The sequence below is a fragment of the Rhizorhabdus phycosphaerae genome (assembly GCF_011044255.1).
GTDB classification, from domain to species: domain Bacteria; phylum Pseudomonadota; class Alphaproteobacteria; order Sphingomonadales; family Sphingomonadaceae; genus Rhizorhabdus; species Rhizorhabdus phycosphaerae.
In genome coordinates, this window is sequence record NZ_CP049107.1 from 1,263,680 (window position 1) to 1,283,058 (window position 19,379).

19 protein-coding genes are annotated in these 19,379 nt (G+C 65.4%); 11 read left to right on the forward strand and 8 right to left on the reverse strand.

The features are described from left to right. The first annotated feature begins 2 nt into the window (after nt 1-2). Genes G6P88_RS05785 through G6P88_RS05800 form a run of 4 tightly spaced genes read left to right on the forward strand, consistent with a single transcriptional unit; the run spans nt 3 to nt 3,313 of the window. Nucleotides 3-749, forward strand: a complete 747-nt coding sequence (locus G6P88_RS05785) for an SDR family NAD(P)-dependent oxidoreductase (protein ID WP_165322295.1) — start codon at nt 3-5, stop codon at nt 747-749. Nucleotides 750-753: 4 nt separating this feature from the next. Next, nucleotides 754-1,431, forward strand: a complete 678-nt coding sequence (locus G6P88_RS05790) for a ThuA domain-containing protein (protein WP_165322296.1) — start codon at nt 754-756, stop codon at nt 1,429-1,431. Between the two features lie 36 nt (nt 1,432-1,467). Beyond that, entirely contained in the window at nt 1,468-2,541 is a 1,074-nt protein-coding gene (locus tag G6P88_RS05795; RefSeq protein ID WP_165322297.1) for an oxidoreductase, read from the forward strand. Between the two features lie 13 nt (nt 2,542-2,554). Beyond that, nucleotides 2,555-3,313 carry an SDR family NAD(P)-dependent oxidoreductase gene (locus tag G6P88_RS05800; protein ID WP_165322298.1) on the forward strand — a complete coding sequence of 253 codons (759 nt, stop codon included), beginning with the start codon at nt 2,555-2,557 and terminating at the stop codon, nt 3,311-3,313. A gap of 33 nt (nt 3,314-3,346) precedes the next feature. Here the strand turns inward: G6P88_RS05800 and G6P88_RS05805 are convergent, their stop codons facing one another. From G6P88_RS05805 to G6P88_RS05815, 3 genes are read right to left on the reverse strand one after another with little or no spacing between them, the layout of a single operon-like run. After that, the gene (locus G6P88_RS05805) at nt 3,347-4,339 is read right to left on the reverse strand and encodes an amidohydrolase family protein (protein WP_165322299.1); all 993 of its coding nucleotides are present in this window, start codon (nt 4,337-4,339) and stop codon (nt 3,347-3,349) included. Beyond that, nucleotides 4,339-5,103, reverse strand: a complete 765-nt coding sequence (locus G6P88_RS05810) for an SDR family oxidoreductase (RefSeq protein ID WP_165322300.1) — start codon at nt 5,101-5,103, stop codon at nt 4,339-4,341. The genes G6P88_RS05805 and G6P88_RS05810 overlap by 1 nt, the downstream gene beginning before the upstream one ends. Then, nucleotides 5,100-5,510 (reverse strand): limonene-1,2-epoxide hydrolase family protein, encoded by a 411-nt coding sequence (locus G6P88_RS05815; protein WP_165322301.1) that lies wholly within the window; start codon nt 5,508-5,510, stop codon nt 5,100-5,102. Before G6P88_RS05815 ends, G6P88_RS05810 begins: the two co-directional genes overlap by 4 nt. A 64-nt stretch (nt 5,511-5,574) precedes the next feature. Between G6P88_RS05815 and G6P88_RS05820 the strand changes: the two genes are divergently transcribed. The 6 genes from G6P88_RS05820 to G6P88_RS05845 all read left to right on the forward strand — a co-directional run bounded on the left by G6P88_RS05820 (nt 5,575) and on the right by G6P88_RS05845 (nt 12,605). Next, entirely contained in the window at nt 5,575-6,123 is a 549-nt protein-coding gene (locus G6P88_RS05820) for a VOC family protein (RefSeq protein WP_165322302.1), read from the forward strand. Between the two features lie 29 nt (nt 6,124-6,152). Then, nucleotides 6,153-6,899: a 2-keto-4-pentenoate hydratase gene (locus G6P88_RS05825; protein WP_206335876.1), complete on the forward strand. Its 747-nt coding sequence runs from the start codon at nt 6,153-6,155 to the stop codon at nt 6,897-6,899. Continuing rightward, the gene (locus G6P88_RS05830) at nt 6,896-8,125 is read left to right on the forward strand and encodes an MFS transporter (RefSeq protein ID WP_165322304.1); all 1,230 of its coding nucleotides are present in this window, start codon (nt 6,896-6,898) and stop codon (nt 8,123-8,125) included. The genes G6P88_RS05825 and G6P88_RS05830 overlap by 4 nt, the downstream gene beginning before the upstream one ends. Beyond that, nucleotides 8,122-8,580 (forward strand): MarR family winged helix-turn-helix transcriptional regulator, encoded by a 459-nt coding sequence (locus G6P88_RS05835; RefSeq protein WP_165322305.1) that lies wholly within the window; start codon nt 8,122-8,124, stop codon nt 8,578-8,580. Before G6P88_RS05830 ends, G6P88_RS05835 begins: the two co-directional genes overlap by 4 nt. A gap of 112 nt (nt 8,581-8,692) precedes the next feature. Beyond that, nucleotides 8,693-10,963, forward strand: coding sequence for a TonB-dependent receptor (locus G6P88_RS05840; protein WP_165322306.1), 2,271 nt, complete (start codon nt 8,693-8,695; stop codon nt 10,961-10,963). A 343-nt stretch (nt 10,964-11,306) separates the two neighbouring features. Then, the gene (locus G6P88_RS05845) at nt 11,307-12,605 is read left to right on the forward strand and encodes a hypothetical protein (protein ID WP_206335877.1); all 1,299 of its coding nucleotides are present in this window, start codon (nt 11,307-11,309) and stop codon (nt 12,603-12,605) included. Between the two features lie 201 nt (nt 12,606-12,806). Here G6P88_RS05845 and G6P88_RS05850 read toward each other — a convergent pair whose 3' ends face one another. The 5 genes from G6P88_RS05850 to G6P88_RS05870 all read right to left on the reverse strand — a co-directional run bounded on the left by G6P88_RS05850 (nt 12,807) and on the right by G6P88_RS05870 (nt 18,722). After that, nucleotides 12,807-14,456, reverse strand: coding sequence for a GMC family oxidoreductase (locus G6P88_RS05850; protein WP_165322307.1), 1,650 nt, complete (start codon nt 14,454-14,456; stop codon nt 12,807-12,809). An 11-nt stretch (nt 14,457-14,467) separates the two neighbouring features. After that, complete coding sequence (locus G6P88_RS05855) at nt 14,468-15,091, reverse strand: gluconate 2-dehydrogenase subunit 3 family protein (RefSeq protein ID WP_165322308.1); 624 nt, start codon at nt 15,089-15,091, stop codon at nt 14,468-14,470. 105 nt (nt 15,092-15,196) lie between these two features. After that, on the reverse strand, nt 15,197-16,462 hold the full coding sequence (locus tag G6P88_RS05860) for a dihydrolipoamide acetyltransferase family protein (RefSeq protein ID WP_165322309.1): 1,266 nt from the start codon (nt 16,460-16,462) through the stop codon (nt 15,197-15,199). Then, nucleotides 16,462-17,469, reverse strand: a complete 1,008-nt coding sequence (locus G6P88_RS05865) for an alpha-ketoacid dehydrogenase subunit beta (RefSeq protein ID WP_206335929.1) — start codon at nt 17,467-17,469, stop codon at nt 16,462-16,464. Before G6P88_RS05865 ends, G6P88_RS05860 begins: the two co-directional genes overlap by 1 nt. An 11-nt stretch (nt 17,470-17,480) precedes the next feature. Next, the gene (locus G6P88_RS05870) at nt 17,481-18,722 is read right to left on the reverse strand and encodes a thiamine pyrophosphate-dependent enzyme (protein ID WP_206335878.1); all 1,242 of its coding nucleotides are present in this window, start codon (nt 18,720-18,722) and stop codon (nt 17,481-17,483) included. A 125-nt stretch (nt 18,723-18,847) separates the two neighbouring features. Between G6P88_RS05870 and G6P88_RS05875 the strand changes: the two genes are divergently transcribed. After that, a complete protein-coding gene (locus tag G6P88_RS05875) occupies nt 18,848-19,315 on the forward strand; it encodes an Lrp/AsnC family transcriptional regulator (protein WP_165322312.1) in 468 nt (155 codons plus the stop codon). Nucleotides 19,316-19,379 lie beyond the last annotated feature (64 nt).

The following is a 19,379-nucleotide window of genomic DNA, read 5'->3' on the forward strand; positions in this document are numbered from 1 at the left end:
GAATGACCAAATCCGCCATCGTCACCGGTGCCGCCAATGGCATCGGCACCGCCATCGCGTCCGCCCTCGCCGAACGCGGCTATCGCGTCGGGGTGATGGACCTCGACGCGGCGGCGGTCGAAGCTCGGGCCGGAGAGATCGGTCGCGGCGCCGTCGCCCTGATCGCCGATGTCAGCGATGCCGCTGCGGTGGCCGCCGCGTTCGACCAATTCGGCGACGCGCCCGACCTGGTCGTGAACAATGCGGGGATCGTCCGCTTCGGCCCGCTTGCCGAACAGAGCATCTCGGACTTCGAGACGGTTCTGCGGATCAATCTCCTCGGCGCCTATATCGTCACGCGCGAGGCGGTGCGCCGGATGGTCGGGCGCGGCTCGGGCCACGTCATCTCGCTGACGTCGACCAACGCCTATAATCCCGGGCCCGGCTCTGGCGCCTATCCCGCCAGCAAGATGGGGCTGCTCCAGTTGATGAAGCAGTTCGCGCTCGAATATGGCGAACAGGGCCTGCGCTTCAACAGCATCGCGCCCGGCTTCATCGACGGCGGCATGTCGACCCCGATCTACGCCGATCCGAAGGTTCGCGCGTCGCGCTCGAACGGCGTTCCGCTCAAGCGGCTCGGAACCCCGGCGGACATCGCCAATGCCGTGCTGATGCTCGACGACGACGCGTCGTCCTACATCACGGGGGTAGACCTGCTCGTCGATGGCGGCGTGACGCACGCCGTGCTCAAGAATCTGCCCCGCGACTGACCCGATGGCGCGCGCGATCGTCTACAGCGACGGCTACAACCATCCCTTCGCCGAGAGCGGGGCGGCGTTGTGCGACCTCGCGCGCGACGCGGGATGGGCGGTGACGCCGGTGGACAGCATCGGTGCGGCGCTCGCCCAGCTGACCCCATCCGATCTGCTGGTGGTCAATGCCCTGCGCTGGTCGATGACGCAGCATGAGAAATATGCCCCCGATCGCGACGCCTGGGCCTTCGCCCTCCCCGACCGGGACATGCGCCGGATCGAGGATCATGTCGCCTCCGGCGGCGCGCTGCTCGCGATGCACACGGCGACGATCTGCTGGGACAACCAGCCGGGATGGCCGCGCCTTCTCGGTGGCGGGTGGCAATGGGGGGTATCGCACCATCCGCCGCTCGGCCCAATCCGCGTGACGCTGACGGCAGAGGGCCGCGAGCGGAGTGCCGGGCCTGTCGATTTCGATATCGTCGACGAAGCCTATCACCATCTCTCCCCGGCATCCGACTGCGCCATATTGGCCGAAGTCGATGCGGGCGAAGGCCCCCAGCCCGTCGCCTGGCTGCGGCGCCACGGCGCCGGCCGCGTCGGCGTCGACGCGCTCGGTCATGACGGCTGCTCGCTGCGCGCCGAGGGCCATGCGGCGCTGATCGCGGCCATGCTGGACTGGCTCGGCGGCAAGGACTGATCAGTGACGGAGCGGGCGTCGCCCCTCTTTTCGCCGATGAGGCTGGGATCGCTCGCGCTCCGCAATCGCGTCGCGATGGCGCCGATGACCCGCGAAATGGCGGCGGACGGCGTCCCGACCGCCGACATGGCGCGCTATTATGCGCGGCGGGCCGCGGGTGGGACGGGCCTGATCATCACCGAGGGCGTGGCTGTTGACAGGGCCGGCCACTTCGGCGCTTCGGTTCCCCGGCTCTATGGCGACGACGTCCTTCCGGCATGGACGAGGCTCGTCGCCGACGTGCATGCCCATGGTGCCGCCATCATCGCCCAGCTCTGGCACGTCGGCGCCTTTTCGCCGTCGATGGTCGGCATGACCGACAGCCTCGAGGTCGAGCGGCTCAGCCCATCCGGCCTTGCCGCACCAGGGCGTCCCTTCGGCAGCGCCATGCTGCCGGCAGATATCGACGGCGCGATCCAGGCTTTTGCGGCCGCCGCCGCGCTGGCCCAGGCCGCGGGCTTCGATGGGGTCGAGATCCATGGCGCGCACGGCTATCTGGTCGACCAGTTTCTCTGGCAGGAGACTAACCGGCGATCTGACGCTTATGGCCACCCCCACGGCATTCGCTTCGCAGTGGAACTCGTTCGCGCGATCAGGCAGGCAACCGGCCCGGGGTTCGCGATCGGGTTCAGGCTGTCGCAGTGGAAGCAGCTCGATTACGCCGCGCGCATCGCAGCCGACCCGCGCGAACTTTCGGCGCTGGTCGAGCCGCTCGTCGATGCCGGCGTCGACCTGTTCCACTGTTCGACGCGCCGCTTCTGGGAACCGGAGTTCGCCGGTGACGAACGCCCCCTGTCAGCCTGGGTGCGCAGCCTGAGCGGGCGCCCGACGATCGCCGTCGGATCGGTCACGCTCGACGTCGACTTCAAGTCGCCCTCGGGAAAGCGCCACGCCGGGACTCAGGCCGATCATATCGACTGGCTGGAGGATGGCCTCGCCAGAGGCTGGTTCGATCTGGTGGCGGTCGGCCGGGCGATGATCGCCAATCCGGACTGGGCGCACCGGATCGCGTGCGGCGAGGCCAATGGCCTGCGGGCCTTCGATGGCGCCATGCTGAAGCAACTGGATTGAGAGGGAGAGAAACATGCGGCCGATCGAAGGACTGAGCATATTGATCACGGGCGGCGGCTCCGGCCTCGGAGAGGCGACCGCCCGGCACTTCGCGGAGCGCGGCGCGCGGGTGACGATCACTGGTCGTCGTGCCGACCGCGTCGCCGCCGCTGCGGCGGCTATCGGATGCAACGGCGTGGCGGGGGACGTCACCGACGCCGCCGACCGACAGGCGATGATCGATGCGGCCGTCGACCATGGCGGCGGCAAGCTTGACGTTCTGTTCAACAATGCCGGCAATATGTACCGCGCACCGATCGAAGCGCTCGAAGCCGACAAGCTGTTCGACATCTTCAACAGCAACGTGCTGTCGGCGATGCTGTTGACCGGCCTTGCCGTCCCGCACCTCGCCGCGACGCGCGGCGCGGTCCTGTTCGTCGGATCGGTCCACACCCGCCGCAGCTTCCCGACCGCTTCGCCCTATGCCGCGACAAAGGGCGCACTGCAGACGCTGACCCAGGTCCTGGCCGCCGAACTGGGCGACCGGGGGATCACGGTCAACTGCGTCATCCCCGGCAGCATCCCGACCGAGATCAATGTGCGCGCCGGGCTGATGACCGACCAGGAAGTCCGCGACCGCGCCGCCGCCTTGCTGTCGGCCCAGGCGATCCCCGAGATCGGCCAGGGCAGCGACATCGCCGAGGCGGTCGACTATCTCGCGCGGGCCCAGTGGGTGACGGGTGCGATCCTCGACGTCGACGGCGGCATGGGTCTCGGCGTCACCCGCGCCTGAGCGAAGGATCCGGTATGCCGCCTGTTCCGGGGTTCAGCCTCTGAGCAGGCGGCGCGCATTGTCCGCGAGTGGCGCGTCGATCTTGGGCGGAGAGAAACGCTCGGGCGCGTCCCAGCCGGCAAAATTGGTTCCATAGACCATGCGGCCGGTACCGACGCGCTGCGCGAGCAGATCCAGCGCCTTGTCGTCGTGCATGTGCACATCATACCACAGACGGCCGAGCTGTTCGGCAAAGCTTCCCTCGCGCTTCAGATGGTCGGGCATCCAGGCCCGCTTATGCGTCGCATGTTCCAGGCGCCCCCACACCAGCGCCAGCGCACCGCCGCCATGGCTGATGCAGATGTCCAGTGTCGGATGCCGGTGCAGAACGCCACCGAACAGCAAGGTGGCGACCGCCGTCGTTTCCTGCATCGTGAAGCCGACCAATATGTCGAGTTCGTAGCGCTTCAGCGCCGGGCTTCCCGGCGGCCCATCGATTCCGTCGGGGCCGGGATGAATGAACAGCGGCACATCGAGATCGACGATGGCCTCGTAAAAAGGATCCATGACCGGATCGTCGAGCCCGTGCGGCATCGAGGTGCCAATATAGATGGCCTTGTGCCCCAGTGAGCGGACGGCGCGGCGTGCTTCGGCGATCGCGGCATCGACATCCTGGATCGGAACTGCGGCCGCCGCACCCAGCCGATCCGGATGGCGCGCGACCCAGGCGGCGACGGCCTCGTTGCTGGTCTGGCAGAAGCGGGTCGCCTCCGCCGAAGGGATGAAATGGAAATAGGTCAGCGGATTGGGCGACAGCAGCTGCCAGTCGATCCCCGACCGGTCCATGGCGGCGATGCGGGCGTCCACGTCCATGAAGGCGCTGCCCCGATAGCGGACGCCGCGCAGGCGATAGTCGCCGATGCGGAACACCGGCGTCCCGTCAGCCTCCTCGGTCAGGTCGGGACCGAAGCTGCCGGCCGCGCCGAAGGTCTCCTCGCACACCGCATGGGCGTGAATGTCGATCACGCGGGCATCTTGCAGGCTCATCAGGCATATCCCTTTACGATGCCGCCATCGACCTGGATCGCAGCCCCGGTGATGTAGCTTGCCGCTTCGGAGCCGAGGAAGACTACCATGTTCGCGATTTCCTCGGGCTCGCCGATGCGACGGAGCGGGATCTGGGTTTCTAGGTCGCGCGACAGGGCATCCTGCCCGACGCCGCTTTCGCGCGACTGTTTCTCGAACAGCGACGTAACCCGCGCGGTGCGGGTCCAGCCGGGGCACACCGTGTTCACGGTGACATTGTCCGGTCCGACCTGATCGGCGAGGGTCTTGGCCCAGCCCAGCACCGCCATGCGGATCGCGTTGGACAGGGTCAGGTTCGGCACCGGCTGTTTCACGCCATAGGAACTGATGTTGACGATGCGGCCCCAGCGCTGCGCGCGCATGTGCGGCAGCACTGCGCGGGTGGCCCGGACCGCCGACATCAGGGTGAGGTCGACCGCCGACTGCCAGGCGCTGTCGTCGAGCGCGTCGAACAGGCCGGCAGGCGGGCCGCCCGCATTGTTGACGAGGACATCGACCGCGCCAGCTGCGGCCACGGCATCGGCGATTCCCGAGGGATCGGTCACGTCGGCGCGGACGGCGATGGCACCCGGCATGAGCGCGAGGGCCTCATCGAGCGCCGCAACACCCCGCGCCGCAATCGTCACCCGCGCACCCAGTTGGTGGAAACCCTGGGCGCTTGCCAGACCGATGCCCTGGCTTCCCGCCATCACCAGCACCGACTTGCCTTCTAGTCCGAACTTCATGCCAGAGTCCCCTCCTCCTCGTCGCGCGGCCATTGCGCGCGGTAGCTCGCCAGATCGAAATAATCGCGCCAGTGACGGATCATCCCGTCCTCGATTTCGAAAGTCCCCATGATCGGCAGGACGATCGGTTGTCCGCGAACGACCATCCGGTCGACACGCTCGGTCAGGACGCGCGTGCCGTCGGATGCCACCGCGAGAACCTCCCAGTTACAAGCCTCCATCCGCGCAGCCGCTCCGCGGAGATAAGCCTCGACGTCGGCCTTGCCCCAAAGCGGTGCCATCGGAATATTGTGGTAGGCGATCTGCGGATGGAGCAGCGCCATCGCCGCGTCCATGTCGAGTCTGTCCCATGCCGCGCAGAAGGCGAGCACGATGTCGATCGGCTGCGATTGCGATTCTCTCTCCATGAGCGGGACTTGACAGATCGGAGCGCACACGGGAAGTATCGATTTCGATATAAATGAGGACGGGATGCCCATTACACGCAGCACGCCGGACCGTCAGCGGTTCGTGCAAAACGCCTATGTTGTCTGGGATCTCGACGAGGCCATCGTCCGGTGGAACCGGCTGACCGGCATCGGCCCCTTTATGGTGCGGCGGCATATCCGCCTCAATGATGTCCGCTATCGGGGCCAGCCGAGCACGCTCGACATCAGCGCGGCCCACGCCCAGGCGGGCGATGTCCAGATCGAACTGGTGACCCAGCATTGCGCGCAGCCATCGGCCTTTCGCGACATGTTCGCTGTAGGCGAGGAAGGGCTTCACCATGTCGCGCTGTTCCCGGAAGATCATGACGCGATGGTCGACCATTATGCCAGGCTCGGCCATGTCGCGGCGACCGACTTCGTGACGGCCGAGGGGCGCGGCGCGACCTATGTCGACACGCGCGCGACGCTTGGCCACATGGTCGAAATCTACCGGGTCAACGACAGCCTGTTCGACTTCTACGCCAGGATCGCGGCGGCCGCCGACGGATGGGACGGACGACAATTGACCATTGAAATGGGGACAGGCGCTTGAGGCCCGCCATCGACGAGATCGCGCTTAGGTTGGCGGATGCGTTTCGGACCGCACGTCCGATAGACCCGTCGGAACTCGGCTTCGACGCCGCCGACAGCTCCTGCGGCTATGCTGTTCTGGATCGCCTCGTCGAGGCCTTCCAGATTACCGGCCGCCGCCAGATCGGGTGGAAGATCGGCCTCACCTCGGCCAAGGCACTTGCGCTGTTCGGCGCGGACGAACCCATGGTCGGCCGCATCTACGCCGACAGCAGGATCGACGACGGGGGCATGCTCGATCTGTCGCGCTGTTGTGCGCCGCGCGTCGAAGGCGAGCTGTTGATAGAGATCGACCACCTGCCCGATGCCGACGCTGACGACGCGGCGGTGGTCGCGGGCATCCGGTCGGTCCGTCCGGCAATAGAGATTGCGGATTCACGGATCGCGGGATGGCCGCGTGCGGTGGGTCACGCCATCGCCGACAATGCCTGCTGCGGACGCATCCTCTTCCCGCCGAGCGGCTTTCCGGCCGACCAGATCGATTTTGCTGCCATTGGCATGACGATGGTGGAGGACGGCACGCTCGTTACGGAGGGCCGCGGCAGCGACTGCATGGGCACGATCCTCAACGTCTATCGCTGGTTCGCCGATCGGGCACGCCGCGCCGGATGGGAGGTGAAGGCCGGTGACCTGCTGCTCACCGGGGCGATGGGCCGCGCGGTCGAGCCATCGCCCGGCCGCACCTATCAGGTCGCGTTGGGATCGCTGGGCCGATTGTCGCTGCGGACCGGGGCATGATGGAGCGCGGATCGCTCGCCGAGCTCAAGGCCGGCTGGCTGCTGCTGGTGGCTTGCGCGATCGGGGTCGGCTGCAGCGCGATAGCCCTACCCTTCTATTCGATCGGGCCGCTGACCAAGCCGGTCGAAGCCGCCACCGGCTGGGCCCGCTCGGAAATCCAGTTCGCGATCCTGTTCAGCTCGGGTCTGGGCGCGCTCACCTCTCCGATCGTAGGCTGGCTGATCGAGCGCTACGGCGCCCGCCGCGTCGCCATGCCGTCGCTTGTGGGCGTGTCGATCGGGCTTCTGCTCGCATCGTTTGCGACGACGCTGGAGCAGTTCTGGGCCGGCTACGCCGCTGCCGCGATCCTCGGCGCAGGCTCGAACCCGGTGCTGTGGTCCCGTGTCGTCGCAGGCAGCTTCGAAAAGGCGCGGGGAACCGCGCTGGGTCTGGCGCTCGTCGGCACGGCCTTCATCGCGATGCTCCTGCCCGGGATCGTCGCCCTCGCCGCCCCTAGCCTCGGCTGGCAGGGCGCATTGCGGCTGATCGCAGCGCTGCCGGTCCTCGTCGCACTGCCGGTCGTCTATCTCTTCCTTCATCCGCGCGATACGGAGACCGCCAAGCAGGCCACCGTCGCCCGGACAGGCCTCAATACGCGTCAGGCGCTGACGGACCGGCGTTTCTGGATCCTCACCGGTTCCATCCTATGCGGCTATCTGGCTATCTCCGGCGCTGGCCCGAACCTGATCCCGACCTTGTCGGACCGAGGTTTCGACTCTGCCGCGGCGGCAGGCATAGCGAGCTTCTATGCGATCAGCATGATCCCGGGGCGTATCCTCTCGGGCTTTCTCATGGACCGGTTCTGGGCGCCGATGGTCGCCTGCGTGGTGCTGTTGCTGCCGGCAAGCGCCTGCCTGATCATCAGCCACTCAGCCGATCCGACCATGCTCGCGCTGTCCTGCGCACTGCTGGGTCTTGCGGCTGGCGCCGAACTGGACGTCCTCGCCTTTCTCACCGCGCGCTATTTCGGTCTGCGCCATTATCCGCAAATCTACGCGCTCAGCTATGTCGCGCTGGCGTCGGGCAGCGCTGTCGCCCCGACGATCTTTTCGCGCATTTACGAGAGCACGCAGGACTATGCTGCCAGCTTCCAGACGGCCGCGGCATTGTTCGTGGCTGGCGGCTTGCTCGTGCTTGCGCTTGGGCGCTATCCGGTGTTGCCGACAGGGGGAGACCAGAACCGATGACCGACGCGATGCCGCCACGAACGCCTCCCCTGCGCGACCGCGTCTCCTTCCTCGTCCACCGCATCAACGCACATCTTCTGCGTATGACGAACCCGAAGCTGAAGGTCTGGGACATCGACCTGACAGAGTCGCGGCTGCTCGTCTCGCTGCTGGAAAATGGCCCGATGCCGGCGGGCGACATCGTTCGGTTGATGGCCTTGCCCCAATCGACGATTTCGCACCAACTCAAACGCCTCGAAAAGCGCGGCTATGTCCAGCGCACGCCGGGCGAGCACGACTCCCGGGTGATCATTGCCGAACTTACCGCGCGAGGCCGTCAGGTCGCGCTCGAAGCGAATGCGCTCAGCCGCGAGGTCACTGACCTGCTGGTCGCGGCGCTCGGTCAGGACAATCTCGAAGAGTTGCGCGGCGCGATGAAGCGTATCGACGACGCCCTGGCCCCAAAGGCCCGCTAACCAAACCTTCCGACCGTCAAACGCGGCCATATTGGACTTGCGCGGCCGATATATTTCGATATGAATGCATTTAAATCGAAAGCAATATTTATAACCGCAACAGGAGAGGTGCATGAGGGAATCGGCTCGAGAGCTGCGTAATGTCATTGGGTCGATGGCACTGGCCTTTGCCCTGGTCTCGCCGGCGGCAGCCCAGCAGGCGGCCGACGACAGGGTCGACGGCATCCAGGACATCGTCGTCTATGCGCAGAAGAAAGCGCGCGGCGAGCAGCTTCAGAAGGTTCCGATGGCGATCAGCGCGGTCGACGCGCGCACGATCGAGGCGAGCCATGCTATCGACATTCGCGATCTCGGCCGCCTCGTCCCCAATGCCCAGCTCGACGGCGTCGGCACCTTCCCCGGTTTCGCCAACTTCTTCATGCGCGGCGTGGGCGTGAGCACCAGCGTTCGCTCGCTCGATCCGGCCGTCAACATCATCCAGGACGGCATGGTCATCGGCTATCAGGCCGGCGCGATCCTCGACACCTTCGACACCGAGGGCGTGGAGGTGCTGCGCGGCCCGCAGGGCGTGCTGTTCGGACGCAATGCCTCGGGCGGCGCGGTCAGCCTGCGCAGCAAGCGCCCTACCGGGAAGAGCGAAGCGACCTTCAAAGTCACCCTCGGCAATGCCAACACGGTCGAGACGCGGACCGGCCTCGAAACCGCGATCGTCGAGGACAAGGTCTTCGCCCGCGTCGCCGTGCTGACGCGCAACAATGACGGCTTCTTCCGCAACGGCAATAGCGGCACCTTCGTTACCGTGCCCGCTACGGCCAACGTCAACCCGACGGGCGCGGCCGCCGCACAGCATAAGGAAGGCCGCGTCGGCGGCGCCGATCAGGTCGTCGTCAAGTCGACCTGGGTGTTCAACATGTCGGAGCGGACCGAGTTCACGCTGCTCGGCCAATATATCAATATCAACGACGGTGGCGGCGCGACGCGCTCCTACTTCCCGGCCGGCGCGCCGGCCCGCCAGCAGCAGACGCTGTGGGGCTATACGCCTGCCGACAAGAAGTGGGGCGTCAATCTCGGCACGCCGGGTTACACCGACATCAAGGGCTTCCACATCATCGGCGAGCTGTCGCAGGAAATCGGCACCGGAACGCTCACCGCAATCGGCGCATACCGCAAGGTCAGCTATGACTCGACGCTCAATGTCGGCGGCGACCCGTTCGACGTGCTGATCTTCCCCGACGGCGAGGAGGATGCGAAGCAGAGCAGCCTCGAGGCGCGCTACAACATCACGGTCGCCGACCGCTTCGACCTGATGGTCGGCGCTTTCTACTTCAACCTGAAGGAAGACGTGTTTGAAAAGCGGCTGACGCGCCTGCCGACGAGCACCCTGCGGCGCTACACGGTCAACATCTGGGATCAGGACATCAAGTCCTGGGCCGCCTTCGCCAATGTGGATTTCCACATCACGCCCGAGCTGACCGCGTCGGCCGGCGTCCGCTACAGCAAGGACACCAAGCGGATGCATGTGCAGCCGCTGACCAACTGCCCCGGCCAGAGCTTCGACTCCTGCGTTCTGGACTTCATCAACGCCAAGAAGTCCTGGGACGACGTCTCGCCCCGCTTCGTGGTGAACTACAAGGTCCAGCCCAACATCATGCTCTATGCGAGCTACTCGCGGGGCTATCGCGCCGGCAATTTCAACGCGCGCGCACCTTCGCGCGGCGGTGCGGCGACGCCGGCCAATCCCGAGACGGTGGCGTCCTACGAAGTCGGCGTGAAGTCGGACCTGCTCGACAACAAGCTGCGCTTCAACCTCGGCTATTTCCGCCAGAAATATGACGACATTCAGCGGCTCGTGCAGTTCGCCATCCCCGGCGAGTCCCCCGCGCAGCAGCTGTTCAACGCGGCAAAGGCAACCATCCAGGGCATCGAGCTCGAAACCGCCTTCGCCCCTGTGCGCGGGCTGCGGTTCGACGGGTCGCTCGGCTACACCGATGCCAAATATGACTCGTTCAACAATCTGACCGGCCTGCCCGCTGGTGTCAGCGCGACCAGCCTGCGTTTCGACCGCGTACCGAAATGGACCGCCTATGTCGGCGGCAGCTACGACTATGATCTGGGCGACGACAGCACGCTGTCCTTCCGCACCGGCTATACCTGGCGCTCGCATGTCTACACCGACGTGCTCAACACGCCGATCCTGGAACAGAAGGCCTATGGCCTGTGGGACGCCAACCTCACCTATGAGCGTGACCGCTGGTCGGTATCACTGTTCGGCCGCAACCTGGCTAACACCGAATATGCTGAAATCAAGTCGCCGAACATCGGCTACAACGCCTTCGGCGGCATGCCCCGCTATTATGGCGTCGAGTTCGGCGTCCGCTTCTGATCCCCCGTTCCTGCCCGCCCGTCGGGCAGGAACCGCCCTTGCGAACCGAGGCATGAGGCGCTCCATCCGGGGCGCCTCTCTTTTTGACACCATGGAGCCCCACTTCTGAAACTCGGCCAAAACGGAATGAGACTGTGAGCACCACTGTCCCGCACAGGGTCTTGAGGCGGACCAGTGCCTGACAAGCGGAAACGCTGCTCTTCTGAGGGCTTTTCGAACCGGCGGCACGATGGCGCCAAAATGGATTTAGATCTCACTTCCCACATAATTGCGGCCGATTATCGTGGCGACTGTCCGGGATGGCCTCAGGCCCGTCCTGCGACGGTTTACGCGCGGGGGTATCATGACGAAGACGGCGGGGGTTGCCCTGTTCCTGGCCTTGGTGCTGGAACAGGCGGGTTGGACGCAGGCCCAGATGCCGGTGTTTGTTGGGACGAATGCCAAGCCGGTGTCCCAAAATCCGGCCCCGGATCCGGACGATACGCCGGAAAGCATCGCCAAGGATGCCGAGCGGGACGTCAATGCTAACCGCTTCTACAACAAACCGGGTGCAACGCGTGCAGCCTTCGACAGCGCCTGGCAGGACTGCAGGCTGATCGCACGGGGATCGCGGACGCCATCAGGCACAATCTTCTACAATTATGACCCAGCCGTCATGTCGCCCATGGCGGCGGGTGTCGGCGGTGCCCTGGGCGGCCTCATCGTCGGCATGATTGCCGAGGGAGACCAGCGGCGAGCCAATCGTCGTGCCTGTCTGTTGATCCGTGGTTGGAGAATGGTCGAGCCTTCGGCGGAGCAATCCGCCAAGCTGGCCGCGATGCGCGAACCCGATCGACGTGCGTGGTTCGACGAGATGATCGGCGCCGACAAGGTCGACGGCAAGATTACCGAACGCAAGAGCTTCACGCAGCTCAGCGATCCCGCGATGAACCTGGACGCGGCGATCACCGGAACAAGCAGCCTGTATTTCGGCAAGAAAATCCCGCCGGAGACGCCCCTCGCGCTGGAGCCTGGCGAGGGTGCGATCGTGCTCGCCTTTCGGCGTTCCGATCCCACCTCGGCAGGTCGTCACGGCGGACTTGTCCTGGCTCGGTACGACATCGAGAAACGCGAGTTGATCTACCAGCCCAAGGACTGGAAGAAGAAGGGCGACAAGACCAGCTACACCAGGGACATCTTCAGCGACGACCGTAAGGCCGGACTAGAGGTGCAGATCGTCCGCCTGACCGCAGGCGACTATGTGTTGACGTCGATGGGCCTGGGCAATGTGCTGATGACCGGCAATTGCTTCGGGGCACCAGTCTTCCATGTCGGGGCGGGAGAGGTTCTCTATATCGGCGACTTCATTCCCTTCTGGGGCACCAAGCTGTCGAATGGCGGCAAGGCTTTTCAGCTCTCCTACACCAGCCATCCAGAGGACAGCCGCAATGTCATCGGCCGCTTCCAGCCTGAACTCGCCCGGCGCATGCAGTTGGCCACCTGGCGCAACAATGCGACCTATGGCTGCGGGGCAGTAAGCATGGATCGTTTCGACCTGCCTGGGGCGGAGCCGTTGCCGGCGATGGGGGCGGCGTCTCCGGCAGAAAAAATCGATGTGCCGGTTGACCTGTTGGCAAGCGACAACGTCACGGGGGTCAGCTGATCGGGGAACGCGACACCATGGTGACCGGGCCCTGGCAGAAGCCTGCTTTCATGGCGCTTCTCGCCCCTGGCGCGATCTCTTGCCCGACCGTCCCGAAGCCCTCAATCAGGCAAGGGCTAGCCCGGGGGTCGTGACGGCAACTGGCTGATGCGCGAGCCGCCGCACTCCCCCCGTCTTCAACTCGCAAACGTCACAACGCCCCTAGATCTCGTTAGCGCGAGCGAACCTGGAGATGTAGTCGCCGGCACGGAAGGCCAGGGCTTCGATCGTCTGCGTCGGCTGACCGCGGCCCGACGTCACCATGCTCGAACCATCGCACAGGAAGAGGTTCTTCACATCGTGGGTGCGGTGATATTTGTCGATCACCGAGCTCTTCGGATCATTCCCCATCCGGCATGTGCCGAGCAGGTGCACGCCGCCACTCGCTTCGCGAACCTCTCCGGGAACGATCTGCTTGGCACCAGCCGCATCCATGATCTCCACCGCACGCTCGACCTGCCAGGCCGCGTGCTTCACGTCGTCCGGATGGTCCTTGTAGGTGACCCGCATCGCCGGCACGCCCCAGGCGTCCTTCAACTCCGGATCGATGTCGATACGATTGGTCTCCTGCGCCAATGACGTACCGTGTCCAGAACAGTTCATCCAGTAGGTGTAGGATTCGAGATAGTCCTTGAATCCTGCGCCCCAGCTGGGCGTACCCGGAGGCACGGTCTGCCCCCAGGTCAGCGGACCGCCGGAGCGAGCGTCAAAGCCGCCGCCACCATAGAATCCGCGCTTCGGATCGCTATCGTAGAAGTCGTGCAGAATGCGGGTGACGTTGGCGCCCTTATACTCGTTGAGGGGATGTTCGAACCGGGCCATCGCGCCGCCGCCCTTGTTGAACATCAGATATTTGCCGACCGCCCCGCTGCTGTTGGCCAGGCCTTGCTCGAACCCGCTGGTGGCGGAATTGAGCAGCAGCTTCGGAGTTTCGGAGCCGTTGGCGCATACCACAACGGCGCGTGCCTTCTGGAACTGTTCTACCTTGTCACGATCGAAATAGTGAACGCCGGTAGCCCGGCCGGCCTTGTTCATACCGATCCGGAAAACATAGCTGTTGGCGCGCACCTCGCAATTGCCGGTCGCCTCGGCCTCGGGAATGACGGTCCACACCGACGAGGATTTGGCCATCACCTCGCAGGCGAAGCCGCCGCACAGTCCGCACTGCACGCAGGGCGGGCGGTCCTTGTAGAAGGTCGAGTTGATCGCCATCGGTGCGGGGAACGGGTGCAGGCCAAGCTTTTTCGCACCGCGCTCGAACAGCACGCCCGACGACTTCACCGGCAAGGGCGGCATCGGATAGGGCTTGCTGCGCCACGGATCGAACGGACTGGCGCCGGCGAGACCGGAGACGCCGACCTCCCATTCCACCTTGGTGTAATAGGGCTCGAGCTCGGCATAAGTTATCGGCCAGTCGACGAGGCTTGCCCCCGGAATGGACCCGAGCCGGCTGCCCTCGATGAAGTCGATCTCGTGCAGGCGCCAGAAATTGGCGTTGAAGTGTGCGCTGCTGCCGCCGACCACGCGTGCATAGGTCAGCGGGTTGCGGCCGGATACAGGCTCCGCTTTCTCGCTCGCGACGTTCCGGAAGCTCTGCGGATTGGTGGCCGGATTGTTGGTGATGCCGGAGAGATTGCGGTACTTCAGTTCGTCATGCTCGAACTCCTCGGGGTCCATGCGCGGCCCCTGCTCCATGATCACGACGCTGTTACCGGCGCGCGCCAGCTCCCGGGCGACGATGCCGCCTGCGGCACCGGAGCCGACGACGATGAAATCGACTGTCTCGCTGGTCTTATATGTCTTGCTCGGCATGCGGGGCTCCGTCAGACGGTCATGATCTTGGTGCCGGGATAGGGTTCGAACCCCGCATAATCCCGGTCGTAATAGCCGAACGGGGGTTCCCAGGCGTGCTGGTCCTCCACCCCGATCAGCTTCCATCCCAGGTAGTCGTGGTTACCGCCATATTTCGGCAAAGCGAGCAGCCCCAGCACGGTCAGTCGCCGCACAGCCGCGAAGAAGGGGGTCTTGTCGACCTCCTGGAGAAAGGCGATCTGCTGCGCATCGGGGGCCGCCGAGAAGGGCTTGCCGGAACCATAGCGCGCAGCATAGGCGCTGTTGAATTCGCTCAGGCCCTGCCGGAAGGCCGGCAGCTGCTTCGCGAAGAAACTGCCGAGCGCATTATCGATGAAATAGATGGTGCGGGCATCCCTCGCCCCGGGCGTCGCGCCACCGGGCACGATCTGGTTTGCGATAGCGTCGATCTCGGCTGCTTCGGCAGCCGTCAGGGTGGTAATGCTGGCAGGCGGCTCCGTGCCTTCGTGGCTGCCATGGCCCGTATGCTCCGCTGCGGCAGCGATTTGCGGCCAGTTCATGGCGACCCAGCTCGCGCTGGCCAGTTCACCGATGGCGACAAGGAATTGGCGACGCGAGGGGGTAGATCGTTCCATGAGCCGCTCCGAATCTGCTTGGACAGCATTCGAATGAGCGCACGCGCCTCCCGGTGAGGATATACGACAAACTGCGCATGGACGCCCCGGCGGCTGAGTGCCGAACTACTCCACGAACAACAGCGCCGGCGTCTCGATCAGGCGCTTGAGGGCCTGGACGAAGCTGGCCGCGTCCCAGCCGTCGACGACGCGGTGATCGCAACTGATCGACAGGTTCATCAGCTTCGCCGCCACCACCTGCCCGTCGCGGAACACCGGTCGCTCGACCACCTTGTTCGGCCCGATGATCGCGACCTCGGGCCGGTTGATCACCGGCGTCGTCGCGATGCCGCCCAGCGGCCCCAGCGAGGTGATCGTCAGCGTCGAGCCCGACAGCTCGTCCGACTTCGCCTTGCCGCTGCGCGCGGCATCGGCCAGCCGCACGATCTCCGTCGCCAGCTGCCACACATTGCGCGCCTCGGCATTGCGGATCACCGGCACCATCAGCCCGGCGTCGGTCTGCGTCGCCATGCCCAGATGCACCGCGCCCGAGCGGTTCACCATCCCCTCCTCGTCGTCATAACGTGCGTTGATCATCGGGAAGTCGGGCAGCGTCTTGCAGATCGCCGTGATCAGCAGCGGCAGCATCGTCAGCTTGGGCTTGGCGCCCCGCGTCGCGTTGAGGTCGGCGCGCAGTGCCTCCAGCTTGGTAACGTCGATCTCCTCGACATAGGTGAAGTGCGGAATGGCGCGCTTGGCAGCCGCCATATTCTCCGCGATCCGGCGGCGCAGGCCGATCACCTTGACCTGCTCGTCGCCGCGCGTGGCACCGGCCGCGCGATAGCCGCCGCCGGCATTGTAGGTCAGGAAGGCATCGAGATCGGCGTGGCGCACGCGACCGTCGGCCGCCGCCTTCACCTCGGCCAGGTCGATCCCTAGGTCCTTCGCCCGCTGGCGTACTGCGGGAGAGGCGAGCACGCGATGGCGTTCGGCCGGCGCCGGTTCGGGCTCGGAAGCCGCCGCAGCGACGGGGGCAGGCTCGGGCGTCGCCTCGACCGGGGTCGGCACCGGATCGGGCTTCACCACCTGCGCCGCCTCGACAGGGGCGACCTCGACCACTGGCGCGGGAGCTTCCTCGAGGGCCGCCTCGCCCTCGACCTCGAACACCGCCAGGATCGAACCGATCGCCACCTGCTCGCCGACCTCGCCGGTCAGCCGCACCACCCGGCCCGCCACCGGCGCGGTCATCTCGACCGTCGCCTTGTCGGTCATCAGGTCGGCCAGCGGCGCATCCTCCTCGACCACATCGCCCACCGCCACATGCCAGGCGACGATCTCCGCCTCGGCTATGCCCTCGCCGATGTCCGGCAGCTTGAATTCATAGGTAGCCATTACTGTCCGTCCATCACCTGCCGGAGCGCCGCCGCGACGCGGCCGGGTCCGGGAAAATAATCCCATTCGAAAGCATGCGGATAGGGCGTGTCATAGCCCGCCACCCGACCGATCGGCGCTTCCAGTTCGAAGAAGCAGCGCTCCTGCACCAGCGCCGAAAGCTCGCCGCCGAAACCGCCATAGCGCGACGCCTCATGGACGATCACGCAGCGTCCGGTCTTCTTCACCGATGCAACGATCGTGTCGATGTCGAGCGGCACGATCGAGCGCAGGTCGATCAGTTCGGCGTCGATGCCGCTGTCCTCGATCCCGGCCAGCGCGACATGGACCATCGTCCCATAGGCCAGCACGGTGACGGCCTCGCCGGACCGCACCACGGCAGCCTTGCCCAGCGGAACGGTATAATGACCCTCGGGCACCTCCGCCGCCGGATGACCCGCCCAGCTCTTGACCGCCTGATCGTGGCGACCGTCGAATGGACCGTTGTACAGCCGCTTGGGCTCGAGGAAGATCACCGGATCGTCATCCTCGATCGAGGCGATCAACAGGCCCTTGGCGTCATAGGGGGTGGAAGGAATCACCGTCTTCAGCCCGGTAATATGGGCGAAGATCGCCTCGGGGCTCTGGCTGTGCGTCTGCCCGCCGAAGATGCCGCCACCATAAGGCGAGCGGACCGTGATCGGGGCCCAGAACTCTCCGCCGGAGCGATAGCGCAGCCGTGCCGCTTCGGACACCAGCTGATCATAAGCGGGCAGGATATAGTCCGCGAACTGGATTTCGGGGACCGGGCGCAGGCCATAAGCGCCCATGCCGATCGCCGCCGCGATAATCCCCCCTTCCGCGATGGGCGCATCGAAGCAGCGCTTGAGCCCATGCTTCTTCTGCAGCCCGTCGGTGACCCGAAAGACCCCGCCGAAATAGCCGACATCCTCGCCGAAGATCAGCATATCCGGGTCGTGCGCCAGCTTGACGTCGAGCGCCGAGTTCAGCGCCTGCACCATGTTCATCATCGCCATCGTCAGAGCCCCAGCTCGCGGCGCTGTTCGACGAGGCGCCAGTCGGGCTCCTTGAACACGCCCTCGAACATCTCGCGCAGATCCGGCTTCGACTTGCCGAGCGTGCCGACCTGCTCTGCCTCGCGTACCGCCGCCCTGACGGCCGCGTCGAGTTCGAGCGCCAGCGCTTCATGCCGGTCGTCGGACCATGCGCCGAGGGCGACGAGATGCTGCTTGAGCCGCTCGACGGGATCTCCGAGCGGCCAGTGCGCGGGTTCGTCGGACGGGCGATATTTGGTCGGGTCGTCCGAGGTCGAATGGCCCGAAGCGCGATAGGTGAAGAGCTCGATCAGCGTCGAGCCCAGGTTGGACCGCGCCCGTTCCGCCGCCCAGGCCGTCGCCGCCCAGATCGCGAGGAAATCGTTGCCGTCGACCCGGAGGCCGGGAATGCCATAAGCGAGGGCTTTCGCCGCGAACGTCGTTTCCTGCCCACCCGCGATGCCCGAAAAGGACGAGATCGCCCATTGGTTGTTCGTCACGCACAGGACTGCGGGCGCGCGGTAGACCGAGGCGAAGGTCAGCGCCTCGTGAAAATCGCCCTCCGCCGTCGTCCCCTCGCCGATATAGGCCAGCGCGATCTTGTCATCGCCCCGATAGGCCGATGCCATGGCCCAGCCGACCGCATGGCCGAAACGGCTGCCGACATTGCCCGACAGCGAATAGAAGCCATAGTCCCGCGCAGAGTAGAGGATCGGCAGCTGACGTCCCTTGAGCGGATCCCGGGCGTTGGAGAAAATCTGGTTGCACAGCTCGACCAGCGGATAGTCGCGCGCCATCAGCCAGCTCAGCACCCGATAGGTCGGAAAGCACATGTCCCCGGCTCCGAGCACCAGCGATTGCGCAGCACCGATCGCCTCCTCGCCGGTCGACTTCATGTAGAAGCTGGTCTTGCCCTGCCGATGCGCGCGGAAGAGACGGTCGTCGAAGGCGCGCGTCAGCATCATCGCGCGCAGCCCATGGACAAGGGTCTCAACCGGCAGATGCGGGTTCCACGGCCCGACCGCCGCCCCGCCATCGTCGAGCACGCGGATCAGACGATAAGGAAGCTCGCGCATCGACGGTTCCGATGCATCCATCGGCGGCCGATCCACCTCCCCTGCCGCAGACAGGCGCAGAGTGGTGAAATCGGGCAGGTCGCCCGGGCGACCCGGCGGCTCGGGGATGTGCAGGCTGAGGCGTGCGCGATTGGGAAGGGAGGGTTCCATGCCCACAGGCATAGCAACAGGCGCGATAGTGCGTCTTAGGCTATGTCAGCCTCCAAAATGACTGTTATTAGAACGAACATACTCATAGCATCGGATTTCGAGGCCATCGATTCCAAGGAGAGCGGATGCAACCACGCGCACTCGACGACAGCGATCGCCGCATATTGCGGGCGATGCAGTCGCATCCCGATATGTCGGTCGCGGATTTGAGCGGGATCGTGGGACTGTCCCAGACGCCCTGCTGGCGGCGGATCAAGCGCCTGGAAGCCGAAGGGGTGATCGCGCGCCGCGCGATCCTGTTCGATCCCAAGAAGGTCGGGCTTCCCATCAACGTCCTCGCTCATGTCCGCCTGCAACGCCATGACGAGGAAACGCTGGAAGCGCTGGAGCGTGAGACGCTCGAACATCCCGAGATACTGGAGTGTTTCTCGATGAGCGGCGAAAGCGACTATGTCATGCGCGTTGTCGCCGCCGACATGGATGCCTATGAGCGCTTCCTGAAGAAAGTGCTGCTCCACCTCCCCGGCATCGCCTCGGTCAATTCGAGCTTCACGCTCAAGACGGTGAAGTCCACTCCGGATCTGCCTTTGTAGCCGAAGGCGCGACAAAAGTGCCACGTCCGCGCCTTAGAACGACGAAGCGTCAGCTACAGCTTCC

Bases quoted from the DNA above. Each gene is read 5' to 3' on its own strand.
- G6P88_RS05855 (WP_165322308.1), bottom strand. From the start codon at position 15,091: ATGGAACGATCTACCCCCTCGCGTCGCCAATTCCTTGTCGCCATCGGT.
- G6P88_RS05815 (WP_165322301.1), bottom strand. From the start codon at position 5,510: ATGGAGAGAGAATCGCAATCGCAGCCGATCGACATCGTGCTCGCCTTC.
- G6P88_RS05795 (WP_165322297.1), top strand. From the start codon at position 1,468: ATGAGGCTGGGATCGCTCGCGCTCCGCAATCGCGTCGCGATGGCGCCG.
- G6P88_RS05845 (WP_206335877.1), top strand. From the start codon at position 11,307: ATGACGAAGACGGCGGGGGTTGCCCTGTTCCTGGCCTTGGTGCTGGAA.
- G6P88_RS05790 (WP_165322296.1), top strand. From the start codon at position 754: ATGGCGCGCGCGATCGTCTACAGCGACGGCTACAACCATCCCTTCGCC.
- G6P88_RS05785 (WP_165322295.1), top strand. From the start codon at position 3: ATGACCAAATCCGCCATCGTCACCGGTGCCGCCAATGGCATCGGCACC.
- G6P88_RS05835 (WP_165322305.1), top strand. From the start codon at position 8,122: ATGACCGACGCGATGCCGCCACGAACGCCTCCCCTGCGCGACCGCGTC.
- G6P88_RS05810 (WP_165322300.1), bottom strand. From the start codon at position 5,103: ATGAAGTTCGGACTAGAAGGCAAGTCGGTGCTGGTGATGGCGGGAAGC.
- G6P88_RS05800 (WP_165322298.1), top strand. From the start codon at position 2,555: ATGCGGCCGATCGAAGGACTGAGCATATTGATCACGGGCGGCGGCTCC.
- G6P88_RS05840 (WP_165322306.1), top strand. From the start codon at position 8,693: ATGAGGGAATCGGCTCGAGAGCTGCGTAATGTCATTGGGTCGATGGCA.
- G6P88_RS05805 (WP_165322299.1), bottom strand. From the start codon at position 4,339: ATGAGCCTGCAAGATGCCCGCGTGATCGACATTCACGCCCATGCGGTG.
- G6P88_RS05870 (WP_206335878.1), bottom strand. From the start codon at position 18,722: ATGGAACCCTCCCTTCCCAATCGCGCACGCCTCAGCCTGCACATCCCC.
- G6P88_RS05875 (WP_165322312.1), top strand. From the start codon at position 18,848: ATGCAACCACGCGCACTCGACGACAGCGATCGCCGCATATTGCGGGCG.
- G6P88_RS05860 (WP_165322309.1), bottom strand. From the start codon at position 16,462: ATGGCTACCTATGAATTCAAGCTGCCGGACATCGGCGAGGGCATAGCC.
- G6P88_RS05820 (WP_165322302.1), top strand. From the start codon at position 5,575: ATGCCCATTACACGCAGCACGCCGGACCGTCAGCGGTTCGTGCAAAAC.
- G6P88_RS05865 (WP_206335929.1), bottom strand. From the start codon at position 17,469: ATGAACATGGTGCAGGCGCTGAACTCGGCGCTCGACGTCAAGCTGGCG.
- G6P88_RS05830 (WP_165322304.1), top strand. From the start codon at position 6,896: ATGATGGAGCGCGGATCGCTCGCCGAGCTCAAGGCCGGCTGGCTGCTG.
- G6P88_RS05850 (WP_165322307.1), bottom strand. From the start codon at position 14,456: ATGCCGAGCAAGACATATAAGACCAGCGAGACAGTCGATTTCATCGTC.